Raw genomic sequence first — 18,751 nt, forward strand, 5'->3', positions numbered from 1 at the left:
AGCACCATGTGCGGAATCGTCGGCTACCTCGGCAGCAGACCGGCTGCGCCGATCCTGCTGGAGGGCCTTCACCGGCTTGAGTACCGGGGCTACGACTCCGCGGGAATCGCGCTGCCGCACAGGGGCAGGCTGCGGGTGACGAAGGCGGCCGTCAGGGTCGCCGAACTGCGAGCCCTCGTCGGTGAGGACCAGCCTGCCGTCGTCGGCATTGGGCACACGAGGTGGGCTACCCACGGCGAGCCGAACGACGCCAACGCGCACCCGCACACCGACGCCACCGGCAGGGTCGCCGTCGTGCACAACGGGATCATCGAGAACGCGGGGCAACTGCGGGCTCGGCTCGCCGCGACCGGTGTCGAGTTCGTCTCCGACACCGACACCGAGGCCCTGGCCCACCTCATCGCGGCCAGGCTCGCCGAAGAACAGGGTTCGCTCGAAGACGCCGTGCGTTCGACGCTGCGGGAGGTGGAGGGCGCCTACGGCATCGTCGTCCTCGACGCGCGCAACCCCGGCGAACTCGTCGTCGCCCGCAATGGCAGTCCCATCGTGCTCGGCATCGGCGACGGCGAGATGTTCATCGCCTCCGATCTCGCCGCGCTCGTGCGGCACACCCAGCGCGTCGTCTACCTCGACGACGGCGAGCTGGCCACACTGCGGGCCGATGACTACCGCACGAGCACGTTGCAGGCACGCCGCACCGACAAGACCCCAACCGAGGTCGAGCTGACCGAAGCCGACTACGGACTCGACGGGTTCGCCGACTACATGCGCAAGGAGATCGGCGACCAACCGGAGGCCATGCGCAGGGCACTGCTCGGCAGGCTCGACAGCAGGTTCTCCACCGCCCACCTCGGTGGACTCCGCCTCGACCCGCGCGAGCTGCGCTCCATCCGCAGGGTGAAGTTCCTCGGCTGCGGCTCCGCCTACTACGCGGGACAGATCGGCGCGAACCTCGTCGAAGAACTCGCGAGGCTGCCCGCCGACGCCGAACCGGCCTCCGAGTTCCGCTACCGCGACCCCGTCGTCGATCCGGAAACCCTCTACGTGGCCGTCAGCCAGTCCGGCGAAACGGCCGACACGCTCGCCGCCGTGCAGGAACTCACCCGCAAGGGAGGAAGGGTCATCGGTGCCGTCAACGTCGTCGGCAGCGCCATCGCCCGCGAATGCGGAAGCGGTGTCTTCCTCCACGCGGGCCCCGAGGTGTCCGTGGCGTCCACAAAGGCCGTCACCAACATGAGCACCTGTTTCGCCATGCTCGCGTTGCTGCTCGGCAGGGTGCGCGACCTTTCCGTCGCCGACGGCCGCAGGATCGTCGCCGCGCTCGACGCGCTGCCGCGGCGGGTCGAGGAGGTCTTCGAGACTGAGGAGGTCGTCGCGGACGCGGCGAGGCGGTTCGCGGGCGCGCGCCACATGTTCTTCGTCGGAAGGGTCAGGGGCTGGCCGGTCGCGAGAGAAGGCGCGCAGAAGCTCAAGGAGATCTCCTACGTGCACGCCGAGGCATACCAGGCGGGCGAGCTGAAGCACGGGCCCATCGCGCTCATCGACAGCGGCATGCCTTCGGTCGTGATCGTTCCCGACGACGAGCTGCTCGTAAAGAACATCGGCACGATGGAACAGATCAAGGCGCGGGGAGGACCCGTCATCGCCGTCACCAACGCGACGCTGCCGGAAGGGCTCGCCGACGCCGAGCTCCGAGTGCCGAGGACGGAGCCGGAACTCGACCCCATCCTGTTCGGCATTCCGCTACAGCTGCTCGCTTACCACCTCGCGACGGAACTGGGCAGGGACATCGACAAACCGCGGAACCTGGCCAAGAGCGTCACGGTCGAGTAGCCGCGATCAGCGCTCGAAGGCGCGGGCCGCTTCGAGAAAGAGGTCGTTCTCGTCGGGGGTGCTGACCGTGACGCGCACCCCGTCACCCGCGAAGGGCCGGACGACGACCTTGCGGTCGAGCGCGTGCTCCGCGAAGGCCACCGTGCGCTCGCCGAGCGGAAGCCAGACGAAGTTCGCGTGCGTCTCCGGCACCTCGAAACCGGCCTCGATCAACGCCGTCCGCACCCTGCCGCGTTCCTCGACGATGCGGGAACACCTGGTCAGCAGCTCGTCTTTCGCGCCGAGCGAGGCGATCGCCGCGGTCTGGGCGAGCGTGTTGACGCTGAACGCCACGTACACCTTGCGCAACGCCGTGACGACGTCCTCGTGGCCGACCGCGTAGCCGACTCGCAGTCCCGCGAGCCCGTACGCCTTCGAGAAGGTTCGCAAAACGGCTACGTTGGGCCGGTCCGCGACGAATTCGAGTCCGTCGGGGATCTCCTCGTCGGTGACGAACTCGCGGTAGGCCTCGTCGAGCACGACGAGCACGTCGGAGGGAACCGCGTCGAGGAAGCTCGCCAGCTCCCGCCTGCGCACGGCCGTTCCCGTCGGGTTGTTCGGATTGCACACGAAGATCAGCCTGGTCTTCGGGGTGATCGCGGCCAGCATCGCGGCGAGATCGTGGGTGTGGGTCCCGTCGAGCGGCACCTTGATCGAGGTCGCGTTGCCCACCTGCGTGACGATCGGGTACGCCTCGAACGAGCGCCACGCGTACAGCACCTCCTCGCCGGGCGCACACATCGCCTGCACGAGCTGCTGGCACAACGACACCGACCCGCAGCCGATCGCGATGCGCGACTCGGGGACCTTCAGCTCGTCCGCCAACCGGGCCGTCAATGCCTGCGACCCCATGTCCGGATACCGGTTGACCTCTTGCAACGCGTGCGAGATCGCGTCGGCGACGCTCGGCAACGGGCCGCCTGGCACCTCGTTGCTCGCGAGCTTGATCGCGCCGGGCACCGACCGCCCGGGGACGTAGGCCGGCAGTGCTGCGAGGTCGGCCCTCGGGTTGATGGGGGCGGACATGTGCGGCTCCTCGGAAGTCGAACGGGTTCGCCACCCAACTTATCTCGCCCGATATCCGCAACCTCACGTTGACTGAGGGTCAGGTGTCGGTGGTTGAGTAGAGAGATGACGCAGACCCGCACCGAGGACTACGAGCACACAGACGGCAGAGCAGTCCGCCTCTCGTTCACCGAACCGGAAGGCGTCGTGAGGGGCGGCCTCGTCGTTCTCCATGAAGCAGGTGGCATCACGGACGCGGTGCGGTTGCTGGTGGCGGGTCTCGCGGGCGAAGGCTGGCTCGCCGTCGCGCCGCACATCGACGAAGACGGAAACCCGCTCAACGGAGCGGACGTGCTCGCCGCGACGGACACCACGCTCGCCTGGCTCGTCGAGCGCGGCATCAGCGGTGACCTGCTCGGCGTCGTCGGCTTCGACCTCGGTGCCACGGCTGCGCTCGTCGTCGCGGCCAACCGCACGCTGGGGGCCGCGGTCAGCGTGGGAGGGCGTGGCATCGACAAGCCGGTCTCCGACGAGCTGCCTGCCCTTGTCGACATCGCGGGCAGCCTCACCAGCCCGTGGCTCGGCATCTACGGCGACTCGGGAGGCGAATCCGACGCGGCACAGGTAGAGCGGCTCAGGGACGCGGCGGCGGAGGCGAAGGTCGCGACCAACGTCGTTCGCTACGCGGGAGCCAACCACCGCTTCGACGCCGATCCAGCCGCCGCTGCCGAAGCATGGCAGCGCACGCTCTCCTGGTTCGACGCGCACTTGCGCTGAGTTCGATCGAGGAAATGGCGGCCGTCGTAGCCTAGGGTCGTTGGCATGAGCGCCGAAGCCGACGTCCCCGAAGTGTTGTGGCGGCCGGATCCGCACCGGGTTTCCGGAGCCAGAATCGAAGGCTTTCGCGAATGGCTGAGTGCTGAACGCGGGGTCGACCTTGCCGATTACACACAGTTGTGGGAATTCTCAACGAATTCGATCGACGAGTTCTGGTCCGCTGTCACGGAATACCTCGGGGTGCGATGGCGCAAGGCGCCCGATGAAGTGCTTTCCGGCTTGGAGTTGCCTGGCGCGCGGTGGTTTTCCGGTGCGGAGCTGAACTACGCGGAGCACGCGCTCACCGGTGGTGTCGGCGGAGCCCAGAAAGCCGACGACGAACTTGCCGTCATCTTTCACAGGGAAGACGGCGTCAGTGAGCAGCTTACGTTCGGCGCGTTGCGGCGGCGGGTCGCGGCCGCGCGAGCGAGTTTGCGGTCACTCGGTGTCGGCAAGGGCGACCGGGTCGTCGCGCTGGCGCCCAACTGTCCGCAGACGCTGGTTGCTTTTCTCGCGGCGGCAAGCCTCGGTGCCGTGTGGTCGTCGTGCTCTCCCGACTTCGGCGTGAGCGCGGTGGCCGATCGGTTCACCCAGATCGAGCCGAAGGTACTCGTCGCCGTAAACGGATACGTCTACAATGGACGATCGTTCGACGTAAGACCGACCGTCGAACAGCTCAGGTCGAGGTTGCCCGAGCTTTCCGCGACCGTGCTCGTCGACTACGTCGGAAGCGGGACCCTGCCAGGAGTCCGTGACTGGGACGCGCTGCTGGCCGAACACGCGGATGCCGAGCTCGCCTTCGATCCCGTCGAGTTCGACCATCCGTTGTGGGTGCTGTACTCGTCGGGGACCACCGGCCTCCCTAAGGGCATCGTTCAGGGGCACGGCGGCATCACCGTCGAGCACCTGAAGGCGCTGGCGCTGCAATGCGATCTGGGACAGGGAGAGCGGTTCTTCTGGTTCACCACCACCGGCTGGATGATGTGGAACTTCCTCATCTCCGGTCTGCTCGTCGGCTCGACGGTCGTGCTGTACGACGGAAGTCCGGGGCATCCGGACCTCAACGTGTTGTGGCGGCTCGCCGAGCAACATCGGATCACGTATTTCGGTACCTCGGCGCCTTTCGTGCAGAGTTGCCTCAAGCAGCGCTTGCGTCCCGCCGAACGGTTCGACCTCTCCTCGGTGCGCGCGCTCGGCTCGACCGGCGCGCCGCTCAGTGTCGAGGGGTTCCGGTGGATTGCCGAGTCTGTCGGCAAGCAGGTGCAGATCTGTTCCGTTTCGGGTGGGACCGACCTGTGCACCGCGTTCGTCGGTTCAGCGCCGACGGTGCCGGTGTGGCTGGGTGAGCTGTCCTGTCGCTGTCTTGGTGCCGCCGTAGAGGCGTACGACGAGAACGGCAACCCGGTGACCGACCAGGTCGGCGAGTTGATGATCACCAAACCGATGCCGTCGATGCCGGTGTTCTTCTGGAACGACGAAGACGGAAGCAGGCTGCGGGAGGCGTACTTCGAGGACTTTCCTGGCGTGTGGCGGCACGGCGACTGGATCAAGATCACGAGCAGGGGATCGGCCGTCATCTACGGTCGCAGCGATTCGACCCTCAACAGGGGCGGGGTGCGCATGGGCACCTCGGAGTTCTACCGCGTCGTCGAGGGCTTCGACGAGGTGCTGGACTCGCTCGTCATCGACACGTCGGCGGGAGCGGAGGGCGAGCTGTTGTGCTTCCTGGTCCTCGCGAGAGGAGCGAGTATGGCCGAACTCGAACCGGCCTTGCGCGGGGAACTGAGGGCGGCGCTGTCGCCTCGGCACGTCCCCGACCGGTTCGTCATCGTCGACGACATCCCGCGCACCCTCAACGGCAAGAAGTGCGAGGTGCCGGTCAAGAAGATCCTGCGAGGGGTCGACCCCGAGAAGGCGGTCAGCCGCGACGCGCTCGCCAATCCCGCCTCGCTGGCCCCGTTCGTCGCGCTCGCAGACCGGAAATGACCTGGTCAGCGGGAAGATTGGGGGTGCTGTATCGGGGTGGGAGGGACCTGTGTACGCTGTTTAAGCAGTGGTCGTGACCTGGGAGGCTTCGCCTAGTCTGGTCTATGGCGCCGCACTGCTAATGCGGTTGGGGGTAACCCCCCCTCCCGGGTTCAAATCCCGGAGCCTCCGCCGGTGCTCGGCCTAGCTGAGCATCACTCGACTCCGGTCGAGAACAACTGAACATGCGCCCGTAGCTCAACGGATAGAGCATCTGACTACGGATCAGAAGGTTAGGGGTTCGAATCCCTTCGGGCGCGCCAACAAGAAACCCGCTGTCACCAGCGGGTTTCTTGCATTTCGGGAGAGCTGAGCGCTCAAGTTGTTGATCTTTGGGCACAGTTTGGGGCACAGCGGTTGCTAGCTTTGTGTCCATGGGGGCGGCAGGACGAGGCAGGGCCAGTCAGCGAGGGAACATCGAGCGGCGGTCTTCCGGGTTCCGGGTTCGTGTGTCCGCGGGCAACGATCCTGTGACTGGTGACCGCCTGCTGTTGAGGGAGACGGTGCCGATCAGCCCGCCGGGCGACCGCAAGGCCGAGCAGGCGGCGTACCGGGAGGCTCAGAAGGTCCTGACCCGCCTGCAGGGTGAGGCTGACGATCTGAAGGTGGCGCGTACGAAGTCGACGTTCGGCGCGTTGCTTGACCGTTGGCTGCCGCAGCACGAGATCGATCCGACGACGCGGATGAACTACGAGTCCGCGATCCGTCAGTACATCCGTCCGGAGCTTGGTGACGTTCCGCTGTTGCTGCTCACTCGAGACGCGTCTGAAAGGCTTGAGCGCTTCTACGCTGATCTTCGCCGCTGCAGCAAGCGGTGTAGCGGCCGGCCTTTCGTCGAGCACCGGGTTGATGGGCCACACGAGTGTCGTGAGGTGCAGCATCGTCGTCCTCCGGGGCGGCGGCCGGCGGCGGGCTATCCGGAGCACGACTGCGAGGAGGTTGGCTGCAAGGTCCTTGAGTGTCAGCAGCATGTCTGCACGCCGTACTCGGCATCGAGCGTTCGCCAGGTGCACGCGATTATCAGCGGTGCTTTGAGTGCTGCCGTGCGATGGGGCTGGATTGCCTACAACCCGGCGCCCGCGGTGCGGTTGCCGGTGAAGCGCCGGCCACAGCCGCGGCCGCCGTCGTCCACCGATATGGCCCGCATCGTCGAGGCTGCGTACAGGGATGCCGAGTGGTGGGGCACATATGTGTGGCTGTCAGCTGTTATCGGTGCCCGCCGTGGTGAAGTCGTTGCCCTGCAGTGGGAAGACATCGACATGGACACAGGCATCGTCGTTCTCGACGAGAACTACGTGCGCGGCCCTGACGGCATGATCGTGAAGGACACCAAGACCCATCAGGGACGCCGCGTTTCCGTTGACGAGGACACGGTCACTTTGCTGCAGCAGCACCGATCGGCGTCGGCCACACAGCTGCGACGTCTGGGTGTGGAGTTGACCGGCCAGACCTGGCTGTTCTCGGCGAAGCCTGATCTGAGCCAGCCGCGCGACCCGAGTTCGCTGACGCGTCGGTACTCGCGGCTGGTGGCCGAGCTTGGGATCGACACCCAGCTCAAACAGCTCCGCCACTACTCGGCCACGGAGCTTCTCACTGCGGGAGTGGACCTGCGCACTGTCGCCGGCCGCCTCGGGCATGGTGATGGAACAACAACATTGCGGCACTACGCCGCTTGGGTCGGTGCGGCGGACCAGGCCGCAGCGAGCATGATCGGCAAACGGATGCCGAAGCTGCCGACGTCATTTTCATAGGTCGGTGAGGATGACTGCGGCCAACGCTTTGTCGTCGGCGACCTTGGCGCGCGGATTTTCCTTGCCGTGAGAGTCATCCTCGGTTTCCCAACTGGCGCACCGCTGCAACAAAGTTGCGAGTCCCTTGGAATCGAGCCCCGCGATGTTGGGCCAGTCGTCAAGGCCAAGGTGAGTGATCGGACCGTACGCTCCGTCAGTAGCGAGCAGTGCCCAGCTGATGCTGCGAGCGTCTAGGGTCCGGACAAGGGCGTTGCGTGCCGCTTCTGGATCTGCCTCAGCGATCCAGTAACCACCTGGCTGGTTCCGTTGCCTGCGTTGGCTTAGCTGCAGCCTTTTGAGCAGTTCACGATGTTGGTCGTCGTACCCATGCCCCTGGGCGAGACGTTCGCGGTACTCGCGATGCTCGGCGATGCCGAGTTCGGCAATGCGGTTGTCGCACAGGCGACTCGTTACATCGTCGCGCCCGTAGTAGATCGCGCTATCCCCGAGCGCAAAGAGGTCGACAGTGTTCTCCCGCCGCCGAACAATGCTGACTGTGCTCGACGGCGACGCGCCGGGAACCAGCCGGAGGGTGTGGGCAGTTGCCGAGATCGATTCTGCGACGACGTCAGCGGTATCGCGCTGGGGCCATTCGGCCAAAGTTCGGACCAGGTACTGGCCCAACGTGTCTACGTAAGCCTCGGTGGGCACATCGACTGGCACGAATGCACTGGCACCGTCGAGGACGATCGTGGTCTGGTCGGTCACGAACACGCGGTCCTGGCTGCGCTCAGATCCCGGCCATTGAGCCTTCGCTACCTGCATCGGTTACCAACCGTACGGGCCTGCAACGAGTTCACTGCCAGTGATGGTCGTTTCGTCTGAGGCAAAGGTGCAGCGAACGGCCATGCTGAACGAAGTGTCACCTAGCTTGTTGTAAAGCTCGCGCACGTTCGACGTCAGGTAATGCAGCACGCCACTCGATCCGACTGCGGTGATGCCCGCAACGTGCACGACGACTCGATCGCCCATGCGATGGCGCGCGAAGTAGCCGAAGTCAGCAGGGCTGGGCGGGTCCTCAAGTCGCGGCGAGTAGTACTGCTCGCCGCTCACGTGGTCCTCGATTCGCCAGCGCCCATCTTCCTTTGCGAAGCCGAGCTTGGAGTCGTTCTCGAGTAGGTGGCCTGCAACCGGAGCTGACCTCGGTCCGCAGATGATCACGGCGTCGCCGTCTGGCAGCTTTTCGAGCTCTGGCTCGATGGAGAAGCGCTCGCTGGCGAGTGACAGGCTCGTCAAGACGGTTTCGGCTTGCTCTTGCGCGAGAGCGTCTGACGCGTCGATGTAGGTCCGCATGCGGTGATCGGTTCCCCGACGGAGTGGAACGCCAACCTGAACAGGCCCGACACCGAAGAAGGCACGCTCAGGTCCTGGAGCAGAGCTCCGAATCTGCGTTATTCGTCCCTTCGAGATGCCCAGAGCTGCGGCGATCTCGGTGTAGCTCAGGTGCTTCTCGCGGTGCGCTTGCTCGATGGCCGCTTTGCGCAGCCGCGCCAGCTCGGTCGCCCGCTGTTGGTAGTGGGTCAGCAGCTTTGACGCGCGGCGGGCACGGCTCACCGGGTCAGGCTCCCGGAGCACTGAGTCGAAGTCGTCGACGTCCGCCATGTCCGGGAGTTTAGAGGGGCTTGACTCGTGCCGCGAGAGGCGCCTAGAGTGCCGTTTATCCCCCCTAAACAACATCGACACCAAACGCGCCGCATCGGTTTAGGGGGGCTAAATCAACCGAAGCGGCTGGCTGGGAGGCCACAGGTGGAACACGCAATGACTTCGGCGGGCGCGGGACCGGACCGGCCGGCACCTGTCTTCTACAACGTCGCGGAAGCAGCCGACCTGCTGCGTTTGGACCAGTCGACCCTGTACCGCCACCTGCGGAGTGGGCGCTTTCCGGCAGTAAAGATCGGCGGCCGCTATGTCGTGCCACGCGTCGTGCTTGAGCGGTTGATCACGGACGTCCTTGCGGTCGGCACATGCCTGGACATTGCCGATTGGGCTGAGCGTTCGGGCTTTGCCGGGGGTGCGGCATGAACGGGTTGAGGAGTGTGGCGCTGGGCGCCGGCTTGATCGCGGTGGGCCTGCTGCTTCGCGGTGCGTCGGGTGAGCTGGCGCTGTACTGGCCGTGGCCGATCGCTGCGGGCGTTGTGGTGCTTCTCGTGTGCGCGGTGGCGTCGGTCCGGAATGAGGCGTTGCCTCGCGCGGCACTGGCCGGCGCCGGGTTGACTGGGCTGGGCGCGTGGTTTGCGGGTTGGGTTCCCGCGAACACTCCGGGCCACTCGTACTGGCCGTGGGCTCTGATCAGCGGCGTGGTGTTGCTGGTCGGTGCTGCGGTGGTGTGGTCGCGGCAGCGCGGTGGTTCGGCGGGTCTGGTGAATCGCTGGTCGCGCCGGTCGCGCCGCAATGATGGAGTTGCGTCCTGGTGGTCGATCCTGCGGTCGGCGTCGCGGTTCGCGGTGCGCCGCAAGGCGACCGTGTTGCGGCCGAGCTTGCAGGGTCTGACGTCGTGGCAGCGGCTGCGGGTACCGACGCGGGAGCTGGCTACGCCGGTGGCCCGGGTCGGTGGGTTGCGGGTGTGGTCGACGGTCGAGGACGTCACTCTTCGTCTGGGTGGTCCTCGCACGGGTAAGACGGGCGAGCTGGCCGGCCGGATTCTCGACGCGCCGGGTGCGGTGATCGCCACGAGCACCCGCACCGATCTGGTTGAGGTCACTGGTCCTGTGCGCAGGTTGCGGGGCCCGGTGCACGTGTTCAACCCCAGCGATGTGGGCGATGGCTCGTTGCCCTCGACGATCACGTTCGACCCGTTGTCGGGGTGCGAGGCCCCGGCGGCGGCGACGAGCCGCGCTGCGGATCTGATCGCCGGTGTCGCCGCTCCTGGTGATGGCGGGGACCGGGAGTACTGGGCCGGGCAGGCCCGACGGGTGCTGGCCGCGCTGCTGCACGCCGCCGCCCTGGGCGGGGCCACGATGCGCGACGTGCTTGCGTGGGTGGCGGACCCGGACGGTGCGGCGAACGAGGTGCAGCGGTTCCTGCGCCGCTCGCCGGAACCGGCCTACGAGTCGGACGCGCTGCAGTTTCTGGGCACCAACGAGCGGACGCGGTCGTCGATCTGCGCCACGATCATGCCCTCGCTGGGCTGGCTGACCGATGAGAAGGCCGCCAAGGCCGCGGCTTCGGGCTCGTTCGATGTCGCCGAGCTGCTGGCGAACCGGGGCACGGTGTACATGCTGGGCGCCGAGGACGCGCAGGTCGCGCCGTTGGTGACGGCTCTGACCGGGCACATCGCGCGTGAGGCCCGGCGGATCGCGGGATCGCAGCCCGGCGGGCGACTGGATCCGCCGTTGACGTTGGCGCTGGATGAGGCGGCGCTGATCTGCCCGTTGCCGTTGGACAACTGGACCGCGGACATGGGTGGCCGCAACGTGACCATCCACATCGCCGCGCAGTCTCGTGCGCAGCTGCGGAAGCGCTGGGGCGACACCGGTGCTGGGGCGATCCTGAACAACGCCGCCACGGTGCTGATCTTCGGCGGAGCCCGCGATGCCGACGACCTCAACGCCTATTCGACGTTGACAGGGGAGCGGGACGAGCGGGTGGAGACCCGCGACACCGACGGCACCGTGACTTCGGTGACCACCAGGCGGGTGCCGGTGCTCTCCCCGGGTCAGTTCGCGCAGCTTCCCGCCGGCCGGGTGGTGATCATCCGCCGTGGTCTGGCCCCGGCGGTCGGTCGGGTGCAGATGGCGTGGAAGCGCCGCGACGTGAAGGCCGCCCGCCGCGCCAACGTCTGGGCTGACCGGCTGGAGCGCTGGGGCCAGGGCTGGCAGCGCTTCGCTGACCGCGCCGAGGAGTGGGCCAGCCAGGACAAATACGCCGGTGTCCGGCAGAAGCTCGGCGTCCACCTCGACGTCGACCGCCGCCACACCACCGCCAGCGGCACGCGCGTGCACGCCGATGTGGACGGAGGTGGCCGGTGATGTCTGTGATCACGGTGGAGTACGTCGCCCAGGCCCGGCGGCACCAGCAGGGCTGCGAGGTCGAGGACCTGGGATCGCGGCGGGTGCGCCTGTCCTACGACCCGGACGACCCCTACGCCGTCGCGCTGGAGGTCTTCCACACCGATGCCTGGGCGCGGTGGGTGTTCGCCCGCTCGTTGCTTGTCCACGTGCCCAGCCGCGGTAAAGGTCTCGGCGCCGTGCACGTCTGCCCTGCGCCCGGAATGCCGCGTCAGCGGGTGTCGATCATCCTGCGCACTGCCCCCGGGGTCGGGTTCGAGCTGGTGTTGCGCCGCGCCGAGGTCGACGCGGCGGTGGACCGCTTCGACCACGTCGTGGCGATCGGCAGCGAATCCGAGTACATCGACTGGGAGACCGAGCTGGCCGCCCTGGGCGGGGGTGAGGCGTGATGGCCGGCGACAAGGGCAAGGACCAGACCTTCGCCAGTACCGCCGCCGTTGCCGGGTTGGCCCGTGAGGTCGAGGGCCTGCGCAAGGCGGTCGAGCCGGTGACGGCGCTGTCGAACCAGATCGATGAGCTCGCCCGCGTGGTGCAGTACCTGGCCGCTCGCCAGGCCGGGCCCGGCCCTGCGGCGGGGTGCACGCCGTCGTGGCTGGACATGCCCACCGAACCGGCCGCGACGCGGGAGGCGCTGGAAGAGCTGGCGTGGTGGATGCGGTTGGTGTTCCTGCGCTATGCCGATGCCGCGCAGAACCTTCCGGAGTGCTGGCTCTGGCATCCCGACATCGTCGAGGAACTGCTGTGGCTGATGCATGCGTGGCTGGCCGCCTACCGCGACGAGAAGGCCACCGTGGCACGGGCGGGGGACTGGCACGACCGCTACCGGCCCGGTGTGGTGCGGAGGATCAAGACGCTGGGCGGTAACTGCTCGCTGGAGAACCACCAGCAGCGCGGCAACCACACCGGCAGCCCCGTCGTGCCCCTGACCGAGGCCATGGCACCGATCAGCGCGTGGTGGGCCACGCACCGCGAGCAGGCCGCGCCGGAGCCTGAGGACGAGCACTACGCGGCGGCGGCCACGGTGCAACGGCGCGCGGGTGGTGGTCGGCGATGACCACGACCGTGCTGGTTGCCGTGCTCGCTGCCGTGTGGCTGGTGCCGGTGTTCGTCGCGCGCTATTGGTGGCGGCGGACCGCGTTCGACCAGCTGACCGGCCTGCCCAACCGTTCCCGACTCGAGGCGCTGGCCGGCCGTGCTCGTCGCGGCCGGTCGGTGGGCGTGCTGTTGCTGGATGTGGACCGCTTCAAGCAGGTCAACGACACCCATGGCCACCGGGTCGGCGATGCCCTGCTGGCCGCGTTCGCCCACCGCCTGCACGCCGCGACCACTCGGCGCGAGGTCGCGGTGCGACTGCACGGTGACGAGTTCGCCGTCTGGCTTGGCGCCACCCGGTCCGATGCCGCCGCCCGGCGGGCGGCCGAGATCGCGGAGGCGCTGTCCCGCCCGGTGACGGTGGCGGGCCGCGAGTTGGTGATGACCGCCAGCGTCGGTCACGCCACGGGCCCCGGCGGTACCCCGATCGCCGAGTTGCTGCACGCCGCCGACACCGCCATGTACGCGGTCAAGCGCGCCCGCCACGTCGTCCCCGGCTTGCCGACGACCGAGTCGGCGCCGCGGTTGCGTGATCACGGAAAGGACGCCGCCTGATGAACACGACCAGCACGAGCACCGAGAGCCCGAGGTCCGGGTGGGCTGTGTGGGGGCTGTGGCTTCCGGGCTTGCTCGTGGCCCTCGGTGCGGGTGTGGCCACCGCGCACGGCCTCTATGAGGTCGCGGCAGCGGCCGCGGTGCCGACCGTGATCGCGTGGCTGTACCCGCTGATCACCGACGGCCTGGCCCTGGTCGCCTACGTCGCCACCGCCCGGCTGACCGGGTCGGCACGGCGCTACGCGTGGGCCGTGGTGGTGCTGGCCGCCGGGCTGTCCGGTCTGGCGCAGGCCAGCTACCTCGCCGGGGGAGTCGGGGATGCCTCCCCGCTGCTGCGCTTCGGCGTCGGCGCGTGGCCCGCGGTCGCGGCCGCGATCGTGGCGCACCTGCTGTTCCTCATCGCCGCCGACCGTCCGACCGTGAACAACTCGACGGCCGAGAACTCCGGCGAGCGTCCGGTCGCCCCGGCGGCCGAGAGCGCGCCCGCGTCCAACACCGCTGTGTTGTCCACGTCGGATGATCGGCCGACCGTTCAGCTTCCCGCCGTTGAGCCCGAACGCGTTCAGACCTCGGCTGTTCAGCCGGGTGTTCACCGCGAGCGCGTCCAGCCTGTTCAGCCGTCGCGTCCGGTCGAGGCCCCGTCGGCGTCGTCGCCAGGTGTTCAGTCGCGGCCGTCCGGCGCGGCGCGGCGGGTGGAGGCCAAGCGGGCGCAGGCCCCGGCGCGCGAGCGCGCCGACGAGGCCGCCCAGCGCTACACCATCGAGCACAACGGCTTGCCCACGGTCACCCAGCTCATGGAACTGGCCGAGGTATCCCGAGGCACAGCAGGCGAGGCCCTCAAAGCCCTGCGAGACAAGCCCGCACCCCTACACCTGGTCCACGAGCACGACCAGCAGAAGGCCACCTCATGACCGCGACCACCAGCACAGCACCAGCCGCCAGAACTCTTTCCAACTACACGACCATGTCCACGACTCAGCACAGCAGCACAGTCACCCTCACGACGACTCCAGTAGAAGAGCAGAACGACAGAGCACACCTAGGCATCACGATCAGATGGGCCGGTGCGCCGTGGCCGGCGCCCGGGACACGACCCGCGTTGTTGATCTCCGTTCAGGGTGAGTTGATCTTGGTCGGGTGGTCAGGATGCTGACGATTTCGACGGGCTACTCGGTCGACTACCTCACAAACGAGGTCGCCGCGGGGCGGGAGAACTACTACACCGGCGCGGTCGCGGCGGGGGAGCCGCCGGGCCGCTGGTATGGCGCCGGCGCGGAAAAGCTCGGTCTCACGGGGCTGGTCGACGAGCAGGACATGACCGCGCTCTACGAGCGCTTCGTCGACCCGCGTGACGAGTTCTTCCGCGACCCCGCCCGGTGGGGTGGGGCGTCCACTCTGGGCCACACCGGACGCAAGTATCAGAGCGAGGAGGAGCTGTACGCGGCCGCGCTGGAACGCGAACCGGACGCCAGTCCTGAACGCCGGGCCGAACTCCGGTTGGACGCGGGCAAGCGCGTCCGGAAGAACGTGCCCTTTCTGGACGCGACGTTCAGCGTTCAGAAGTCGGTGACCGTCCTGCACACCGCGTTCGAAGCTCAGCAGGTCGCCGCCGAACACGCCGCCGAACACGCGGCCGCCGCGCTGAACACGGCCGCACCGGACGAGGTCGCGGAACTCGAGCGGCAGCGCGATGAGGCGTTGTGGGCGGCAGAGTCGTGGCGCGCGCACCGCGACGCGGTCGAGGACGCCATCTGGGCGGGCAACCGCGCCGCCCTGGACTACCTGTCCGAGCACGCCGGCTACTCGCGGATCGGGCACCACGGCGGCGCCGCCGGGCGGTTCATCGACGCGCACGACTTCGTGGTGGCCTCGTTCTTCCAGCACGACTCCCGCAACCACGACCCGCAGCTGCACATCCACAACGCGATCCTCAACCGCGTCGAGGGCGCCGACGGCCAGTGGCGAACGCTGGACTCGAAGGCGATCCACAAATTCCGGGCCGCGGCCGCCGCGGTCGCCGAACGCACGACTGAGGAACACCTCGCCCACGCCCTCGGGGTGCGCTTCGCCGCGCGCCCGGACGGCAAGGCCCGCGAGGTCGTCGGCATCAGCCCCGAGGTGATGGAGCTGTTCAGCTCCCGTCGCCGGGCGATCACCGCCCGCACGCGCGAGCTGGTCGAGGCGTTCGAGACCAAGTTCGGCCGGGAGCCCAACACCCTGGAGCTGGACCGGCTGCAGCGTCAGGCAACCTTCGCCACCCGTAACGCCAAGTCCCACGAGGGCGAGACCGTCGAGGCCCGGCTGGAGCGGTGGGACCGGCAGTTGCGCGCCGAGGTCGCCGGCGGCCTCGCCCAGGTCGCCAAGGATGTCCTGCACCACAGCAGTGAACAAGCCGAGCCCGTGGCGTGGGCGCCGAACGAAGTGCTGGCCACCGCGCTGGCTGATGTCCAGTCCAAGAAGGCCGGGTGGACGTCGCCGGACCTGACCCGGGCGATCAGCGACGCACTGCCCGACCAGCTCGGCGACCTCACCGGGCAGGACATGGCGCGCCTGCTGGACACGCTCACCGAGCAGGGCCTGGAGTTGGCGGTGCCACTGGACGCCGAACGCCCCGGCACGGCCGAACTGCCGGACGAACTGCGACTGGCGAACGGGGTCTCGGTGTACGAGGCGCCGGGCAAGCGCCTGTACGCCACCCCGGAGCACGTGCACACCGAACGCGCCCTCGTCGCCTCGACCGCCCGCGCCGAGGCACCCGCGCTGGTCGCGTCCGCGATCGAGCGTTTCCTGACCGGGATCGCCGAGTCCGGCATCGAACTCGGCGCCGATCAGGCCGCCGCGGTGCGCGGCGTGCTCAACTCCGGCGCCAGCGTCGAATCCCTCGTCGGCCCCGCGGGCACCGGTAAGTCCTTTGTGGTGGGCACGCTGGCCAAGGCCTGGCAAGACCCCACGCTGTGGGAGGGCCGGCAGCGCACGGTCGTGGGTCTGGCGTCCAGCCAGATCGCCACCGACGTCCTCGCCGGCGAAGGCCTCACCGCTCGCAACATCACCCAATGGCTCGGTGCGCAGCGACGACTGGCCGACGGCGGCCGCGCCCTCGACGATGTCCAGTGGCAGTTGGCCGCGGGCGATCTGGTGGTGGTCGACGAGTCGGCGATGGCCAATACCGCCGACCTCGCCGCGATCCACCAGCACGTCACCGCCGCCGGCGCCAAGCTGCTGCTGACCGGAGACCACCGCCAACTCGCCGCTGTCGGCGCCGGGGGCGGTATGCACCTCATGGCCGACGCGGGTGCGGCCTACGAACTCGTCGAGGCCCGCCGCTTCGCCGCCGAGTGGGAACGCACCGCGTCCCTGCGTCTGCGCGACGGCGACGAGACCGTGCTCGGCGACTACCACAAACACGGCCGCCTGCTCGACGGCGGAACCCTGGAGCAGGCCGAAGCCTCCGCGGCCCGCGCCTGGCTCGCCGACACCCTCGACGGGCACCGTTCGCTGCTGATCGTCGACACCAACGAGCAAGCCGCCCGCCTCTCGGCCGACCTGCGCGCCGAACTCGTGCGGCTCGGCAAGGTCGCCGAGCAAGGGGTGCCGCTGGGACTGCAGGGCACCTACGCCGGGACCGGTGACCTCATCCAGGCACGCCTCAACGGCTGGGACTTGGCCGGATACGAGGGCAACCGGCGCGGCCCGATCAACCGCGAGCAGTACCGCGTCCTCGCCACCCGCGACGACGGCGGCCTCGTCGTCGCCCCCATCCTCGGCCGCGACTCAGCGGGGGAGCAGCTCGGCGAACGAATGACCCTGCCCGGCGGCTACGTCGCCGAGCACGTCGCGTTGGGCTACGCCTCCACCGTCCACAGCGGCCAAGGCCTGACCGTGGACCGCAGCCACACCGTCATCACCGCCAACACCAGCGCCGAAGCCCTCTACGTCGGCATGTCCCGCGGCCGCCACGGCAACACCGCGCACGTCACCACCCGCGCTGTGCCCGTCGACGCACCCGACGGGGCGGCTCTCGACGCCGTGCACCGCGCCCCCGCCGCCGTGCTCGCCGGAGCCTTCGACACCGCCGACCCGCAACAGTCCGCACTCGCCGCGGCCATCGAGTCGACACAGGAGACCGAGGCCATCCGCACGCCCGCCGAACTGCTGGCCGACGCCACCGAACTCGCCACCGCCGGGCGCACCGCCCGCTGGCTGGACCAGCTCGTCGACACCGGCCACCTCACCGCCGAGCAGCGCGCCCGCATCGCCGTCGAAGACGGCGGCCCCACCCTGTCCCGACTGCTGCGCCGCGCCGAACTCGCCGGCCATGACCCCCGCCAGGTGCTCACCGATGCCGTCGCCAGCCACCCACTCACCGGGGCACGACAGCTGACCAACGTGCTGCACCACCGCATCGCCACCGGCACCACCCTGGACCCCACCGGCGACAGCTACACCGACTGGCTGCCCCAGGTCGACGATCCCCAGTGGCGGACCTACCTGCAGTCGCTGGCCGGGGCCGCCGACCAGCGGCGGGAGGGCCTGGCCGCCGAGCAGGCCGAACAGCCGGACCAATGGGTCGTTGAAGCTTTCGGTGCCCCGCCCGAAGAACCGGCCGCGGTCGACGCCTGGAAGGCCAAGGTCGGGATCGTCGCCGCGCACCGCGAGCTGACCGGCCACGACGACCCCGAGACCGCGCTCGGCGCGGCACCCAAGGCCGGACAGGTCGAGACCTACGCGTCGTGGCGCGCCGCCTGGCGCACGCTGGGTCGCCCCGAGTCCGGTCGCGACGAGCTGGAAATGTCCGACGGCCAGCTGCTCATGCGAGTACGCGCCCACGAGCGCGAGGCCACATGGGGACCGGGTTATGTCGCCGACGAACTCGCCGGCACCCGTCAGGCCACCGAGACCCAACGCCAGGCCGCCGCGATGCGCCGGGCCGAAGCCCAAGCCGCCACCGAGGAGGCCGAGCGGGAACGGCTCACCCGCGAGGCCGACGATGCCGAGGCCCTGGCCGAGGTGCTCGACCAGCGTGCCCGCCAGCTCGCCGAGGCCGACGACGTCCGGGCGCTGTGGTTGGCGCACACCGCCGAAACCCGCGCCGCCGCCGACCGTGCCAACGCCGAACTGTCGGCCCGCCACGTCGACGACACCGAGCCCGAACCTGTCGTCACCGCCGAGGAATGGCTAGCCGCCCACGCCGAGGACACCCAGATCGAGGACCAGCACCGCGAGGTCACCGACGAGCAAGACCTGGCCGAGGTCACCGAGCAGCGCAGCGCCGACGTCGCCGCGATCGAGCAGGAACCGCACCCCGACGCCGCCGAAACCGAGGTCGCCGATCTTCGCGACAGCGCCGTCAACGAAGAAGTGCCGGAGCACCACGACGCGGTGCGGGTGCCCACCGCGGAGGAAACCGCCGACACCGTCGCCCGCGCACAGCGGGCACTGCTGGAAATCGAACAACGCCAGCAACTCGACCAGCAGCACGCCGCCGAACTCGCTGTGAGCGCCGAACTGGCTCGACGGCACGCCGAGGACGGCGCTGTCGAACAGCAGGCAGCCGAGGACGATGCGGCGCTGATGCGATGACGCCGACGG

The 18,751-nt window shown here is 68.8% G+C and carries 14 protein-coding genes and 2 tRNA genes; 13 read left to right on the forward strand and 3 right to left on the reverse strand.

Translation table 11 applies throughout. The annotated features are described in order from the left end of the window. The first annotated feature begins 6 nt into the window (after positions 1 to 6). Positions 7 to 1,833 (forward strand): glutamine--fructose-6-phosphate transaminase (isomerizing), encoded by a 1,827-nt coding sequence (gene glmS / locus BAY61_RS01280; RefSeq protein ID WP_091801447.1) that lies wholly within the window; start codon positions 7 to 9, stop codon positions 1,831 to 1,833. Between the two features lie 6 nt (positions 1,834 to 1,839). Here glmS and hisC read toward each other — a convergent pair whose 3' ends face one another. After that, entirely contained in the window at positions 1,840 to 2,898 is a 1,059-nt protein-coding gene (gene hisC / locus BAY61_RS01285; RefSeq protein WP_091801449.1) for a histidinol-phosphate transaminase, read from the reverse strand. A gap of 105 nt (positions 2,899 to 3,003) precedes the next feature. Between hisC and BAY61_RS01290 the strand changes: the two genes are divergently transcribed. The 5 genes from BAY61_RS01290 (at position 3,004) to BAY61_RS01310 (ending at position 7,469) form a co-directional block, all read left to right on the forward strand. Continuing rightward, on the forward strand, positions 3,004 to 3,654 hold the full coding sequence (locus BAY61_RS01290; RefSeq protein ID WP_091801452.1) for a dienelactone hydrolase family protein: 651 nt from the start codon (positions 3,004 to 3,006) through the stop codon (positions 3,652 to 3,654). A 45-nt stretch (positions 3,655 to 3,699) separates the two neighbouring features. Beyond that, positions 3,700 to 5,679, forward strand: a complete 1,980-nt coding sequence (locus tag BAY61_RS01295; RefSeq protein ID WP_091801456.1) for an acetoacetate--CoA ligase — start codon at positions 3,700 to 3,702, stop codon at positions 5,677 to 5,679. 81 nt (positions 5,680 to 5,760) lie between these two features. Then, a tRNA-Ser gene (locus BAY61_RS01300) sits at positions 5,761 to 5,850 on the forward strand. A gap of 55 nt (positions 5,851 to 5,905) precedes the next feature. Further along, positions 5,906 to 5,981, forward strand: a tRNA-Arg gene (locus BAY61_RS01305). 240 nt (positions 5,982 to 6,221) lie between these two features. Beyond that, the gene (locus tag BAY61_RS01310; protein WP_245865656.1) at positions 6,222 to 7,469 is read left to right on the forward strand and encodes a tyrosine-type recombinase/integrase; all 1,248 of its coding nucleotides are present in this window, start codon (positions 6,222 to 6,224) and stop codon (positions 7,467 to 7,469) included. Here the strand turns inward: BAY61_RS01310 and BAY61_RS01315 are convergent. Beyond that, positions 7,464 to 8,273: a protein phosphatase 2C domain-containing protein gene (locus BAY61_RS01315; protein WP_091801459.1), complete on the reverse strand. Its 810-nt coding sequence runs from the start codon at positions 8,271 to 8,273 to the stop codon at positions 7,464 to 7,466. The two genes, BAY61_RS01310 and BAY61_RS01315, sit on opposite strands and share 6 nt — an antisense overlap. A 3-nt stretch (positions 8,274 to 8,276) precedes the next feature. Beyond that, positions 8,277 to 9,110 (reverse strand): sigma-70 family RNA polymerase sigma factor, encoded by an 834-nt coding sequence (locus tag BAY61_RS01320; protein WP_091801462.1) that lies wholly within the window; start codon positions 9,108 to 9,110, stop codon positions 8,277 to 8,279. A gap of 156 nt (positions 9,111 to 9,266) precedes the next feature. On the opposite strand from BAY61_RS01320, the gene BAY61_RS01325 reads away from it, so the two are divergent. From BAY61_RS01325 to mobF, 7 genes are all read left to right on the forward strand, one after another. Further along, positions 9,267 to 9,530, forward strand: coding sequence for a helix-turn-helix domain-containing protein (locus BAY61_RS01325; protein WP_091801465.1), 264 nt, complete (start codon positions 9,267 to 9,269; stop codon positions 9,528 to 9,530). Positions 9,531 to 9,544: 14 nt separating this feature from the next. Continuing rightward, the gene (locus tag BAY61_RS01330; protein ID WP_245865659.1) at positions 9,545 to 11,476 is read left to right on the forward strand and encodes a type IV secretory system conjugative DNA transfer family protein; all 1,932 of its coding nucleotides are present in this window, start codon (positions 9,545 to 9,547) and stop codon (positions 11,474 to 11,476) included. Next, complete coding sequence (locus BAY61_RS01335) at positions 11,476 to 11,904, forward strand: SsgA family sporulation/cell division regulator (RefSeq protein ID WP_091801470.1); 429 nt, start codon at positions 11,476 to 11,478, stop codon at positions 11,902 to 11,904. The genes BAY61_RS01330 and BAY61_RS01335 overlap by 1 nt, the downstream gene beginning before the upstream one ends. Next, the gene (locus BAY61_RS01340; RefSeq protein WP_176879644.1) at positions 11,904 to 12,569 is read left to right on the forward strand and encodes a hypothetical protein; all 666 of its coding nucleotides are present in this window, start codon (positions 11,904 to 11,906) and stop codon (positions 12,567 to 12,569) included. Before BAY61_RS01335 ends, BAY61_RS01340 begins: the two co-directional genes overlap by 1 nt. After that, a complete protein-coding gene (locus BAY61_RS01345; protein ID WP_091801472.1) occupies positions 12,566 to 13,162 on the forward strand; it encodes a GGDEF domain-containing protein in 597 nt (198 codons plus the stop codon). The genes BAY61_RS01340 and BAY61_RS01345 overlap by 4 nt, the downstream gene beginning before the upstream one ends. After that, entirely contained in the window at positions 13,162 to 14,073 is a 912-nt protein-coding gene (locus BAY61_RS01350; protein ID WP_091801475.1) for a DUF2637 domain-containing protein, read from the forward strand. The genes BAY61_RS01345 and BAY61_RS01350 overlap by 1 nt, the downstream gene beginning before the upstream one ends. Positions 14,074 to 14,308: 235 nt before the next feature. After that, positions 14,309 to 18,742: a MobF family relaxase gene (gene mobF, locus BAY61_RS01355; protein WP_245865662.1), complete on the forward strand. Its 4,434-nt coding sequence runs from the start codon at positions 14,309 to 14,311 to the stop codon at positions 18,740 to 18,742. The last annotated feature ends 9 nt before the right edge of the window (positions 18,743 to 18,751 follow it).

Origin of the sequence: Prauserella marina, assembly GCF_002240355.1 — a bacterium.
Classification (GTDB): domain Bacteria; phylum Actinomycetota; class Actinomycetes; order Mycobacteriales; family Pseudonocardiaceae; genus Prauserella_A; species Prauserella_A marina.